The 13335-nt window shown below is 34.3% G+C and carries 15 protein-coding genes; 12 read left to right on the forward strand and 3 right to left on the reverse strand.

Going from position 1 to position 13335, the window contains the following annotated elements; all coding sequences use genetic code 11:
* Positions 1–3 precede the first annotated feature (3 nt).
* The 12 genes from FY048_RS11565 to FY048_RS11620 all read left to right on the forward strand — a co-directional run bounded on the left by FY048_RS11565 (position 4) and on the right by FY048_RS11620 (position 9835).
* Positions 4–1197, forward strand: a complete 1194-nt coding sequence (locus tag FY048_RS11565) for a type II secretion system F family protein (RefSeq protein ID WP_446091219.1) — start codon at positions 4–6, stop codon at positions 1195–1197.
* Complete coding sequence (locus FY048_RS11570; RefSeq protein WP_446091220.1) at positions 1194–2705, forward strand: GspE/PulE family protein; 1512 nt, start codon at positions 1194–1196, stop codon at positions 2703–2705. Before FY048_RS11565 ends, FY048_RS11570 begins: the two co-directional genes overlap by 4 nt.
* The gene (locus tag FY048_RS11575) at positions 2683–3414 is read left to right on the forward strand and encodes a hypothetical protein (RefSeq protein ID WP_446091221.1); all 732 of its coding nucleotides are present in this window, start codon (positions 2683–2685) and stop codon (positions 3412–3414) included. Before FY048_RS11570 ends, FY048_RS11575 begins: the two co-directional genes overlap by 23 nt.
* Positions 3407–3862 (forward strand): hypothetical protein, encoded by a 456-nt coding sequence (locus FY048_RS11580; RefSeq protein WP_446091222.1) that lies wholly within the window; start codon positions 3407–3409, stop codon positions 3860–3862. The genes FY048_RS11575 and FY048_RS11580 overlap by 8 nt, the downstream gene beginning before the upstream one ends.
* The gene (locus tag FY048_RS11585; RefSeq protein WP_446091223.1) at positions 3859–4362 is read left to right on the forward strand and encodes a hypothetical protein; all 504 of its coding nucleotides are present in this window, start codon (positions 3859–3861) and stop codon (positions 4360–4362) included. The genes FY048_RS11580 and FY048_RS11585 overlap by 4 nt, the downstream gene beginning before the upstream one ends.
* Positions 4359–4922, forward strand: coding sequence for a hypothetical protein (locus tag FY048_RS11590; RefSeq protein WP_446091224.1), 564 nt, complete (start codon positions 4359–4361; stop codon positions 4920–4922). The genes FY048_RS11585 and FY048_RS11590 overlap by 4 nt, the downstream gene beginning before the upstream one ends.
* Positions 4923–4936: 14 nt before the next feature.
* On the forward strand, positions 4937–7195 hold the full coding sequence (locus FY048_RS11595; RefSeq protein ID WP_446091225.1) for a secretin and TonB N-terminal domain-containing protein: 2259 nt from the start codon (positions 4937–4939) through the stop codon (positions 7193–7195).
* Positions 7192–7665, forward strand: coding sequence for a prepilin-type N-terminal cleavage/methylation domain-containing protein (locus tag FY048_RS11600; RefSeq protein WP_446091226.1), 474 nt, complete (start codon positions 7192–7194; stop codon positions 7663–7665). The genes FY048_RS11595 and FY048_RS11600 overlap by 4 nt, the downstream gene beginning before the upstream one ends.
* On the forward strand, positions 7655–8038 hold the full coding sequence (locus tag FY048_RS11605; RefSeq protein WP_446091227.1) for a type II secretion system protein: 384 nt from the start codon (positions 7655–7657) through the stop codon (positions 8036–8038). Before FY048_RS11600 ends, FY048_RS11605 begins: the two co-directional genes overlap by 11 nt.
* Positions 8032–8508 (forward strand): type II secretion system protein, encoded by a 477-nt coding sequence (locus FY048_RS11610; RefSeq protein WP_446091228.1) that lies wholly within the window; start codon positions 8032–8034, stop codon positions 8506–8508. The genes FY048_RS11605 and FY048_RS11610 overlap by 7 nt, the downstream gene beginning before the upstream one ends.
* A 169-nt stretch (positions 8509–8677) precedes the next feature.
* On the forward strand, positions 8678–8950 hold the full coding sequence (locus FY048_RS11615; protein WP_446091229.1) for a hypothetical protein: 273 nt from the start codon (positions 8678–8680) through the stop codon (positions 8948–8950).
* Between the two features lie 540 nt (positions 8951–9490).
* Positions 9491–9835 carry an immunity protein Imm33 domain-containing protein gene (locus tag FY048_RS11620; protein ID WP_446091230.1) on the forward strand — a complete coding sequence of 115 codons (345 nt, stop codon included), beginning with the start codon at positions 9491–9493 and terminating at the stop codon, positions 9833–9835.
* 273 nt (positions 9836–10108) lie between these two features.
* On the opposite strand, the gene FY048_RS11625 is transcribed toward FY048_RS11620, so the two are convergent.
* The 3 genes from FY048_RS11625 to FY048_RS11635 form a co-directional block, all read right to left on the reverse strand.
* The gene (locus FY048_RS11625) at positions 10109–11005 is read right to left on the reverse strand and encodes a DMT family transporter (RefSeq protein ID WP_446091231.1); all 897 of its coding nucleotides are present in this window, start codon (positions 11003–11005) and stop codon (positions 10109–10111) included.
* 144 nt (positions 11006–11149) lie between these two features.
* Complete coding sequence (locus FY048_RS11630; RefSeq protein WP_446091232.1) at positions 11150–12901, reverse strand: tannase/feruloyl esterase family alpha/beta hydrolase; 1752 nt, start codon at positions 12899–12901, stop codon at positions 11150–11152.
* Between the two features lie 33 nt (positions 12902–12934).
* A complete protein-coding gene (locus tag FY048_RS11635) occupies positions 12935–13324 on the reverse strand; it encodes a PaaI family thioesterase (protein WP_446091233.1) in 390 nt (129 codons plus the stop codon).
* Positions 13325–13335 lie beyond the last annotated feature (11 nt).

Consider the following 13335-nt stretch of genomic DNA (forward strand, 5'->3'; position numbering starts at 1 on the left):
ACCATGCCAATCTTTAAAGCACGTATTATAAATACAAATGGGCAGCAGTTAGAGAAAAAAATTGAAGGCGAAAGTCTAGATGCTGTTCGCCAGTATTTATTGCATGAAAATTTTTTTATTATTGAACTAAGTGAACAAAGAACCCAATTTAAATTTAGAAAAACTTCTAGTTTTAATGTGGTTATCTTTGTTCATGAGCTAAAAACACTTTTACAATCTGGACTATCTATTATAGAGGGGCTAGATGTTTTACTTAGTCATCACGCTGAGGCCGATAAAAATTCTCCTGTATACCGTATAAAACATGCCTTGCATCAAGGCATGCCCTTATCCCAAGCAATGCAGAATTGTGGTGAAAATGTTTTTCCTCCTTTATTGGTTGCGACTGTTGCAGCAAGTGAGCGAAATGGTACGCTTATTCAAGCTTTGAATAGTTATATACGATATGATGAACAGATTTCATCACTTAAATCAAAAATTTATAATGCATCCATGTATCCACTATTACTTGTTGGTATGGCAGTTACTGTAAGTTTATTTTTACTTATGTATTTAGTTCCACGATTTGGAGCTATTTATGAAGGCGTTGATATGGATTTACCGCTTGCTTCTAAACTTATGCTTGAGTTGGGGGTGTGGTTAGGTGAATATCGAACGATTGTTATTGTTATTATGATTCTTAGCTTGATTTACTTAGTTCGTAAAATTCTTATAAACGGAATTGAAAACACATTAATGCAATTTTTGTCCGCTTTCCGCCCTCTGGGAAGACGGTTAGAAATTGTTTTTTTATCTCGTTTTTTTAGAGGACTTGCTTTATTGCTTGATGCTGGGGCATCAGTAATACAATCATTTGATATGTTAGCTTCAATTTTAACACCAGCTCAACAGCAACAGCTTTATAAAGCAAAAGATTTAATTTTACAGGGTAATAGTTTAAGCGACTCTCTTTATAAAACTGGACTTAGCACATCAGTTTCTGCGCGGCTATTAGCAGCTGGAGATCAAAATGGTGAAATTTCGGCAATGTTAAGGCAATCGGCAGATTTCCATGATTTAGATTTGAGTCAATTTATAGAGCGTTTTTCTCGATTACTTGAACCTATTTTAATGTTGGTGATTGGGTTATTTATTGGGATGATTGTTGTTTTACTTTATATGCCAATTTTTGAAATGGCGAGTGGATTGCAATCATGAGTTTAGTAAAGCAATGGTTCGGTGAAAAAGAATTAAAAAACATAAAAGTTACTCAAAATATTTCACCTGATTTGGCTGCTAAGAGACAGTGCTTAAGTGTTAAATTAGATAATCAATTGTGGGTACTTTTTGCAAAAGAGGTTGAGTTAAAAGATTTAAATTGGTTAGGTTATATTATTAAAGAACCATTTAATATCGCTCAAATTGAAAATGAATTTTTAACAAAATTTTTAGTTATTTTAAATAAATATACTAACGACCTAAGTAGCGAGCAACAAAATATAGAGCAAGACGTAGCTTTGCTACAGACAAACACTATAAATGAAAGTCAAGTCGTTCGGTTAGTGAATACAATCTTATCCGATGCCTATCAATATGGTGCTAGTGATATTCATTTCGAAAATACGGTAGATGGTTTAATTATTAAAAATCGTATTGATGGCGTATTAGTTGAAAATATAAATCTATTGATGAATGTGCCGGCAGAACAAGTAATCTCTAGATTAAAAGTTTTAGCAGAGCTCGATATTGCAGAACGACGAATTCCTCAAGATGGACGTTTGACAGTCCATTTAGATGGATATGAAATTGATTTACGTATTTCAATTATGCCAGGCTTACATGGAGAAGATGCTGTTCTCAGGATTTTAGATAAACAGGCGTTAACCCAAGATGATGTTCCTTTAACTCTGGAGTTATTGGGCTTTGATAGTCAAACTATGATTGACATTCGCCAATTGGCTAAACAACCGTACGGTATGATGTTAGTTACTGGTCCGACAGGGGCGGGTAAAACAACGACATTATATGCGTTGTTACATGAACAACATGATGGACAGCAAAAAATTATTACAATTGAAGACCCTGTTGAGTATCAAATAAAAGGAACTTTACAAATACCTGTAAATGAAAAAAAGGGTCTGACTTTTGCTAGAGGTCTTCGCTCAATTTTACGCCATGATCCAGATAAAATTTTAGTAGGCGAAATTCGTGATCATGAAACAGCAGGTATAGCTGTGCAAGCTGCACTTACAGGGCATTTAGTTTATACCTCAGTACATGCTAATCATGCTTTAGATGTGATTGGTCGTTTTCGACATATGCAAATAGATTTATTTGGATTTGTAAGCAGCCTGAATGGCATTATTGCTCAACGACTCATTCGATTGAATTGTCCGCATTGTAAACAACCCGTGCAAATTAACGAAGATGTAGCTCAATATTCTGGAATTTCTCCAATAGAATTAAAAGAATATAATTTTTATCAAGGTGTTGGTTGCAATCAGTGTCAAGGAACAGGATATAAGGGACGCCAGGCCATTGCTGAAGTACTAATCATGGATGATGAGTTACGTGAGCTTATTATTCAAAGCGCACCGATGAGCCTAATTAGAAAAAAATTGGCAGACCAAGGGATGAAGTTTTTAAGGCAACAAGCCCTTACAGTCGTTGCCCAAGGGCAATCAACTTTACAGGAAATTAATCGTGTTACCTTTGTTGAAAGATAAAAAACTTTATTTAACTGTAAAGGATGAAAATTGTTATTGGTTTTCAGGTACAGTCACAGGATATGAAATGGGGGACTGTTCTTTAAATGATTTAGAGCAACAAGTAACTGAATTAAATAAGGACCCAAAAAAGAAATTTACATCGATTGATGTTGTGGTCGATAGTGTTCATTGCAGGTTTGCAACAATACCTGCATTAAAACATTGGCCCGAACAAGATGTTTTAGATTTTTTGATTCACCAAAAATTTCAACAAGTTGATATAAATTTTGATCCGAATAATTTTATCATATTAAATGATAGTTTAAAATTTAATCAGCCTTGTGTTGTGGTTGCTTTCCAAAAGACAGTTTATGAAAAAATTATAAAAATACAACCACTGTTAAAAATTAAGAGCTTAATGCCATCTATATTGGCTATTTGGAATTATTATGAGTCTCAATTAAATCAGTCATCATTAATGATTGTTGAAGATAGCTTTGTATATTCGGTGATATATGAGTATGGGATCATTCATGAAATTAATGCTTTTCCTAGTCATTTAAAAGATGTGTTGAGCTATGATCATATATTTAATTTTTTAGAAAATGACTATAGTGAGATAAATTCAAATATTTTAAATTTTAAACTACCTCTGTCAATACAACTTTCCAATGAAATAATAAATAATCAGTTTTTAAACTTTATGAGGTTTAAAAATTATGGTTAAGGTTTATATAGTTCCAAAAAAATATAGCTTAGCAAATAGATATATAAAGATTTTACTTGCTATTCTAGTGGGAATTGCTTTTGTAACAGTTATTTTTTTAGGGTATTTAATGGTTGAATATAAGCATCAATTTTCTATATTTAACCAGTTAAAGCAAAAATATGATGATCAGACAGAGATACCGGAAGCTATTGAAAACAAGCCTCAAGTAAATTTAATTGATATTAGCACGTTGGATAAAATTATGCAGTCACGCCCAGATGGAGTGGCTTTTAATCGAATCAAGTTAACTCAAATAATGCCTTTACAAATAGAGGGATTAGCAAATAATCCAATAGAAGTTGAAGAAATCGTAAAAAATGCTTCGAGTCTTGATATGAAATTACAAATTAGTCAAGTGCAGGCTGATAATGATCAAAAAGTTCTTTTTGAGTTGAAGCAAAAGTGAAATTTATAAGTTTCGATACCTTGAAATGGTATGTTAATAAGTACATTTCAAAATTAACATATTATCAATTAATCATTTATGCTGTCTTACTTTGGACTGTGGGATGTTGGTTTTGGATAATTCCGACGTATTCTCATAAAATCAAATATCTTAAACAAGAAAATTATCAAATTGCACAATTGATTGCACCTGAAAATCTTGCTAAAAAATCGCCTATTAAATTAAAAAATATTGAAAAAATAAATTATTCTGGAGTACTGGCTGTTACTCAACAACATAGTTTAAAATTAAATGAATTTTTTCTTTTAAGTGAGAAAAATTCGGGTAAAAATCAATATCAATTCTCAGTTAAGGGGAGTTGGTTACATGTACGAGAATTTATATCAACACTTACTGAAAAATATAGAGATAATTTAATTATTAATTCTCTTGATCTTCAGAGAGATGAAACAACAAATGAAGCTACTCTAACGATTGTTATTGCTGATGGTGATATATGATTGATTTGCATCAGTGTCTTCCAGTTAAATATCGCCGTATTAGTATTTTAGTTAGTTGTGCTGTGGTATTAGGAGTATGGTCACTTACACTACCCCCTACAGATTCATTCGAGTTTGAAAAATCGATTACAAATTATAAAAATGAGGAAAAGTCAGATTCTATGAACTGGTATTCCCTTCAATCAGAAAGTCCAAATTTAGATTATTGGGATTTACCAGTAACTCCTCCTCAAATAGAAAAAACTATTCAAGTTAGTAAAAAGCCTATCCCAGTTGTAAAAAAGAAAATAGTTAATAAACCAGTTTTGCCTCAACAAATTATTCCTTTAGTAAATGAACAACCACCAATGGCTACAGTGAGCTTGCCTCAAGTTAAATATTTAGGGCAAGTAGTAGATAATAGTGGGTTACAGGTTTTTTTATCAATTGATGACTCCAATGTAGTAATGCAACCAAAGCGTATTTATGATCAAATTTGGCAAATTATAGGCGTTGATAAATACGAAATCCGTTTATTACATATACCTACCCATCAAATTTTACATATAAACAAATCATGATGAATTTTTCTTTAATGAACTTACCACAAACTAAACTAACAATGGTTGCTTTGAGCATTTTTATGCTTGGAGGTTGCTCTATAGCACACTTATCTCAACATGAGAAAGAATTAAAAAAGTTAGATAAATTAAAAAAGGAAGCTGATAAAAAGCCTGCCAGTCATCGAATAGATTACGTTTTTGAACAGCAACAGATGGTCAACTATCGGATTTCGCAGGCGGAAAAGGCTAGATCGCAAGGAAACTTGGAAATGGCCCTATTGCAGTACCAACAGATATTAGAGATTGATCCGCATAATATTGTTGCTCAAGAGGGTATCGAAAAACTGAAACAAATCGATCAGGTAAAGCCTTTATTTGACTTGGCAAAATCGAGTTATGAAAAAGGAAATTTCGAGGCTGCATTAACAATTCTAAAGGAAGTTATAAAGACAGCTCCTGATTTACAGCAAGCTGTAAATTTGAAATTCGATATTGAGAGAGAAATAAATCGCAAAATATTGAATCCCCCATTAGCAAGTGAAAGGTTGGAACAGCGAGTTTCATTAGAATTTCGTAATGCACCAGTTCAAGCGGTGATGGAGCTACTTTCTCAACATTCTGGTATTAATTTTATTTTAGATAAAGATACTCGCTTAGAGCAAACTACTACAATCTATGCAAAAGAGACTACCGTACAAGAAGCATTAGACATGATAGTTAGAACTTCTAACTTAGGTTATAAGATGTTAAATGCAAATACTTTTTTAATTTATCAGGATACGCCCGAAAAGAAAAAAATATATGAAGAATTAATTACTAGATCATTTTATTTAGGGAATGCTGATGCTCAGCGAGCCCAAGAGATGGTTAGTAAATTATATGAACCTAAAGCTATGTTTTTCGACAATAGTTTAAAAATGTTAGTTGTACGAGATACAAAGCAAGTTGTTGAAAGTATTGAAAAAGTATTGGAAGCATATGATTTGCCTATGTCTGAGGTTGTGTTGGATATTGAGGTCTTGGAAGTAAACCGAGATACTTTACTTGGTTTAGGCATTACGTTCCCTGATCAAGTAAAAGTGAGTGCATTGAATCCAATAGGAGAGGTTGGAAAATATACGCTTAATCAGTTAAAAAATATGACATCTGACAGTCTCAGTTTAGTGACTGCGGATACTTTGGCGACTCTTAATTTTAAACAGACAAGTACTAAAACTAATTTACTCGCCAACCCTCGTATACGAGTTAAAAGTAAAGAAGAAGCTAGTTTTTTAATTGGAGATAAAGTTCCTGTTGTAACAACAACTGTTGGGCAAAACTCTGGATTTGTTTCGGAATCTGTTAACTATCTAGATGTAGGTTTAAAAGTTGAGGTCAAACCTGAAGTAAATAAAGATAGGCAGGTGCAAATTGCTATTAAATTAGAAGTTAGTAACATTGCAAAAGAAATTGCTACAAAAAATGGTCTTGTATATCAGATTGGTACGAGAAACGCAGCAACTACTTTACAGTTACATGATGGTGAGACTCAAATGCTTGCAGGGTTGATCAGAGATGATATAAAAACTTCTGCTACACATTTGCCAGGATTTGGAAAATTACCACTTTTAGGTAGATTATTTTCCAATACAACTGACAGTAAAAATAAGAGTGAAATAGTTTTACTAATTACTCCAAGAATTGTACGCCCTTATTCATTACCAGCTCCTCATATTCAAGAATTTATTTCTGGTACAGGTAGTCAAGTCACTACTAGGCCTTTAAGACTTACAGATCACTCTATTTATTTGCCTCAGGCACAAGCTATGCCAGAACAAGTAATTGAGTCGCAAAATACGAATAAAGTAATAGAAAACAATTTATCTACTCTTGCCCCTCAAGCGAGTCAGCCAATAACATTTGATAAAAAAGCAGACTTTCAGTTAAGTGGACCTTCAAATGTTATACCAGGGCAAGAATTTACTTTAGCCCTCATACAAAATACCCCTGCTTTTCAATCTTTAAGTCTTGATGTCCGACATCCAGAATCTTGGGAATTGGTAAAAATAGTTAATATTGCGCCGACTACACGTATTGATCAGGAGAAAAATAGTAGTGGAACGAAGTTAACATTTGGAGCCACCCCTCAACATCAGGGTCCTATTGCTCTTTTGACGTTTAAGGTTCCTGCAAAACAAGCGAATCAAAAAGAAAATATAGTAATAGAGAATGGCAAAATAAATTTAAATGATGGTAAAGGTGAGCAAGCTTTGTCGGATAAAGTTGTTAAAGAGTTTGAGCTAAATCAATGAATAAACAACAGAATGGCTTTACCTTTGTTGAGGTATTAGTTTCTTTAGTTTTATTGGCTTTACTAGCCTCTGTTGTTATACCTGTTTCTGACATTGCTTCTAGGCAGTCTAAAGAACGAGAGTTAAAACGAGCATTAGTTGAAATTCGCGATGCTATAGATGCTTATAAAGAAGCAAGTGATAAAAATGAAATACCGAAACAATTCCAAACTGCGAGTGGTTATCCACCAAATTTAAAAATACTTGAAGGAATTCCAGAGGAAAGGGGGAAAATAAAACATCAACGATTTATTAGGAAAATCCCTGCTGATCCATTTTCGACACAAAAAAATATATTACCTGAACAAACATGGGGAAAGCGTTCATTTTTAAGTGAGGATAATGATCCCAAAGAAGGGGAAGATGTTTATGATATTTACTCTACTTCTAAGAAAATAGGCACGAATGGGATAGCGTATCATGAGTGGTAATTATTTAAATAAAACAAAAAGAGGATTTACCATTGTTGAGTTGTTGGTAGTTTTATCTGTCATTGCTCTACTGCTGTCAATTGTTACTCCACGGTATTTAAATAAAATTGAAGAAGGTAAAGAAATAGCTTTAAGACAAAATTTGTCAGTTATTCGAAAAAGTATAGATCAGTATTATTCTGATCAAGGCGAATATCCAGATCAACTTAGTCAACTTGTTGAAAAACACTATTTAAGAGCAATTCCATTAGATCCAATTGCTGAAAAACATGAATGGGATATTGTAAAAGAAAAACAAATAGGAGGTATATATGATATTAAGTCTACGAGCCAACAGATAGGTAGTGATAATCGAGTTTACTCACAATGGTAAAGAATAACCTTTATAATATAAACACTAGATCTTCTCAGCAGGGAGCGATTTATATATGGATGTTACTATCACTTTTATTTCTTTCTTTAGGAATTGGGCAATGGTCAATAAACTATGCAACTTTAAAACAGCGTGAAAAAGAAGAAGAGCTTTTAAAAATTGGAGTAATGTATAGAAAAGCAATTTATCAATATTATCAGAATTCACCAGGGGGGGTAAAAACCTATCCTGAAAAATTAGAAGACCTATTAAGAGATCCTAGATATTTAGAGGTAAAGCGTTATTTAAGAAAATTAGAAAAAGATCCAATGACATCGAAAGATTTTTTACTTATTAAAAATAGTGAAAATCAAATTATTGGTATATATAGTTCTTCTCTACAAAAAACAATTAAAAAAATAGGATTTTTACCTTCTTTGGAAAAATTTGAGAAGGTTGAAAGATATCAGGATTGGAAATTTATGATGTGAGACTATTTTTATATATTGTAATTATTTTAATGAATAAAAATAGGAATTAATTTTTGAATTAAATATTCTTTGATTGTAATTATTTTTTTTTGGTATAGGTATAAATGATTTTTATAAATTTAATGCAAAGTGAGAAAGTTAATAATAAGTCCAACGGAATAATTTAAATATGAATAAACAGTTTCAAAGAGATTTTGGAGTCTACTGCTGCCCCCATATATTTCATAAAGAAAAATCTGTTTTACTGGTAGTTCGTGATGAAGATGGAGATTGGCAGTTCTTATGTGGGAATGATGATGTTGATGATGAATGTCACTATGTTGGAGTCGGCCACCTTTTAGATAGAGATAATTCCTTAGAAGTATTGGTTAATCTTGAAAAGAATACAGGTGCCGAACGTGATGATGCTAATCAGGTTTGGAAATACTTTAATTTGGATTAAGTAAATGAAATTGTGAATACTATTTTCTATAGTATTCACAATTTTAAATGTTTATAAAAATTCTCTAAGTTCTTGGAGAGGAGATGAAGAGAAATGTAGTTAAGGAAAGATACTAAAATTGTTTACTTCCTCACTTTAAAATAAACTAAAAATGAACTCAATTTAGATAAAAATTAGTTCTTTCCCTTAAAATGATCTTTAAATTTTAGACAGCGATAATCCTGAAATTTTTTTATTGGTCATCAAGCCCACTTTTACCAAAAATATTTCCAAGCACTCTATTAATAACTCCTACACTAGTTGCACTTCGCAAGGGTATAAAAACTTAATACGATTTGTAAAGATGAAGGATATCCTTCATGTAGTATTAATGAATTTAAGACGAAAAGTGATCATTTTATTCCTGATCATTAACCACCAAATGGATTAAATTTCTCAGAAAGTGGTTAAATTGCATCCACATTGCAAAGATTGTAGTGGGAAACAAGCGGGACAAGTTACACAGGAACAAAGGCGTATGTTTTTGGAGTTTAAGAATCGATGAAAGATATTTTGAAAGTTCAGAAAGAATGTTGTGATCATTATGAAGAAAAATTTTTTCCTGTAGAGTTAGACCAGTTGGTTGTAGTATCTGATGGTGTTTTAGAAGGAGAAGTACCTATAGAAGGTGTTAGATATAGGTCACCTAAACATATGAGTGGTTGGTGGTTAACGGCTGATAAATATGATGGCGATATAGAAACTCTTAAGAATATTCACTTTTCACATATATTGGAAAAAAGACCTGATTTAGCAATTTATATGGCATTACCTTACGGATATAGATTTATATTGGGGGGAGAGGGTGAGCATGTTTGGTTTGATGAGAGTACTTTAGATGAATAATTTATATTCTTATTGTAAAAGATAAATTGTTTTAGATTTGATTTAATAGTCATTTATTTTAAATGACTATTAAATTTAATTCGATTTTCTTGAAGTGAAGTTAGTAGTCTTTTTAGCTAATCAAAAAATTAATAAATATAATCAGTTTTTTGAATTTGTGGATTTAAATAATATTATATATTGCTTGTTCTATTTTGGAGATTTTGATTTAATATGATTTTTATTAATAAATAATTATAAACTATGTTAGTTGTAAATCATAATAAATTTATTTTACTTAAATCGTGCTAATAACTTTTTTTGCAAAAATGGATTACAGAGCAAAATAGCAAATAAAATAATAAATATGCCGATCAGAGTAAACAGATCCGGTAATTCATGCCAAAAAACAAATCCCCAAATTCCTGCAAAAATAATGGCAATGTAGTTCATTGGGCCAATTTGTCCTGCTGGGGCTAAGCTATAAGCATAAGACATAAAAAGCTGACTAATGTTTGCTAAAAGTCCTGCGGCAATCAGCAATGCGAGTTCATGCCAAGTGAAAATACGCCAATGCCAGAACATTGGAATGGATGAAATTAAGCTACCAAAAATACAGAAATAAAAAACAATACGTTCAGGCGGTTCTGTACTGGTTAAAGCTCTTACAGTTACAAAAGCCATCGCTGATAAAAAACATGCGCCTAAACCAATAAAGGACAATACATTGAGTAGACCTTGATCTGGTTTAGCAACAAATAAAACCCCAATTAACCCAATAACGGCGGCAAAAATCATCGATTTAGTAATTTTTTCTTTTAAGAAAAGCCATGCAATGAGTGGAATAAAGATTGGGGATGAGTAGCTAAAAACCATCGCATTTGATAGTTTTAAGTTCGCAATTGCATAGAAAAAACCATACATTGCAGCAAGACCCACTAAGCTTCGCCAAGTGTGCATCCAGAGTTTATCGGTTTTAATAAAGTCCAGCCCTTGCTTAAAGAGCATAGGAATAAAAATAAATAAACCCACTGCATTTCTAAAAAATACGACGGTGGCATTGTCTACCGTTTCTGAAGCAAAACGAATGCATACCCCCATAATGGAAAATAATAATGCTGATGTCATGAGACAAAGCAGTGCTTTTCCAAGTTGAGTTGAGGGTTTGGTTGAAGCAGTCTGATTTTGCATATCGAAATGAGTTTTTGGTTTTCGGTGTTATCTTAGCAGCGATGCAGGTATTGGATGAAATATCATTTGATAATGATTCAATAGTGATACTTAGCAAAATAAAAAAGAGAGCCTATGTAAGCTCTCTTTTTATCTTATAGGGTGTTATTTACAGCTAAAGTTTTCAGCTTTTTCGCTATCACCCTGACCATTGTAACGAGCAATCAGTGGGTAAGGGCAAAGTGGACGGGTACGGTCTGGTGCCCAGTCTTGCGGAAGTTCAGTATTCACTTGACCACTTGGATTACCTGCGCCGCGTGCAGTCGCAATGATTTTGTCAGGTGCTTGCCCATATTCCACCCAGTTGACTAAGGCAGTCAATGCGTCAAATTGGTCGGTTGCAATACCATCACGGGTATGGTTCATGCCCGGAACTCTAAAGAAGCGTGCAAATTCAGGTGCTGTACCTTTTGCATCATTTTTATAGTGTTGTAGCAGTTGATCGTACCAATTTTGGGTGTCATCTACAGAGAAAACGCCGTCTGCTGTACCTTGTACCACAATCATTTTTCCACCGTGATTACGGAGTTTATCTAAATTAAGTTCATCGGGTGGCATCATGAATGACATCGAACTTTCGGTGTATACATCATTGGTCGCCGATAGTTTTAGATAATCAGTATCAAAATTATAGTTAAAGGCAAACTGTCTAGAGTTTTGAACTACAGTTGGGTCTGGTGGAACCTGAAAAAGAATACCGACTGCAACAGGGTCACGCGCTGTTCCAACCGAAGATTCGAATTTCCAGCTTGCCCAGTTACTGCCGACTAAACCCGGATCGAAAGGTTGGGTTGCATACAGTGCTTGTCCGGCAGAATTTACAGGACCGCGGTAAATGTTGGCTAATACATCAATTTGTTCAGTGCTTAAGCATGTGCTATCTCTTGTGCTTGAGCAAACAGGTACATCTTTGTGAATATCAAATGCAGTACGGCAAGCCTCAACATCTTGAACCAGCCCATCTGCAACACCGTCTAGAGCATCGCATCGATCTAAAATCGCTTTTGCTAATACTTTGCGCTCTGAAAGGGTAAGAGCGGTACTTAAGTCATTTTCATCGGTTGCGACACGACGAAGCTGCTGTGCTGTGTAAAGTTGAGCTGCGGCTGCACGAGGTAAATGAAAACCAGGTGTGCTTGCTAGAATTCCATCATATTGGTCGCCTAAACGGGTTGCCGCAATCATGGCGTGGCGTCCGCCATTTGAAGTGCCGCCTGCATAGGAGCGGTCTGGCAATTTACCATACGCTGTTTTAATTAGATTTTTTGCCATAGGCGTGAGTTTGGTAATTGCACCATAGCCGTAGTTAATTCTGGCTTGAGGGTCTAAACCAAACATTGGATTTTGTGAAGCATTATGTCCTGCATCCGAAGAAATAACAGCAAAACCATCATGTAGGGCATTAGTGAGTGGACCACCGCTACCAACCTGACCCGTTGCAGGTACTAAATTACCATCGGTTCCACCATTGCCTTGATAGAGAAAACGGCCGTTCCAATCAACAGGTAAGCGCATTTCAAAACCAATTTGATAGGTTTGTCCATCTACAGGGCTTACACGTTGATCCATATAGCCTTTGATTAAACAATGAGCGCCAATCGGTTTGTTGGCGACAGTCAAGGTGCCTGCCTCTTGAAGAGTGGCTGAGCTAATGACCGTATTGTTGTATTGAAATCCAAGTAAGTCCGTACAGCTTCCTGTCATTTTTACGCCCACAGCAGGAGATAACTGCGGTGGTTTTGTGGTTGAGGGAACTGTTGTGTCATCATTATCACTTCCACAGCCTGCCAAAGTGCCAAGCATGGCAAGCAATAAAGCGGAGTGGGTCAAAATTCGTTTATTGTTGGTGTAATTCATTTATTCATATCCTTATTGAATGAATGGTCGCAATTAATCTAAAACCAGAAAATTAGCTGTGCTTCGTGCAATCATTTTGTTGTTTTGCCAAGCTTCACTTTCAAGATTCAGTACAGTTTTGCCTTGTTTAATGAATCGGCATTTTGTAATGACTTCGCCTACAGCACAGGGTCTTAAAAAATCCATCGTTAAGTTGATGGTGGTAGCTGGTTTACGGTCATTGGCAAGAAATGCAAAAAGCCCCATCACGTCGTCAAGCATGGCGCAGATCATGCCGCCCTCAACAGTGCCGCGTGGATTGGTAAAGCTTTCTAGGGCTGTGTAGTGGATGGTGAGTTCAGTGTTTTTGTCATTCCAATGGATATTGTGTCCACCCAAATGGTGGTGGATGGGCGGTAAATGTTCTAAAGTTTTTTGATCCATAATGAGGGGTC

It is taken from the genome of Acinetobacter sp. 1124_18A (assembly GCF_052824995.1).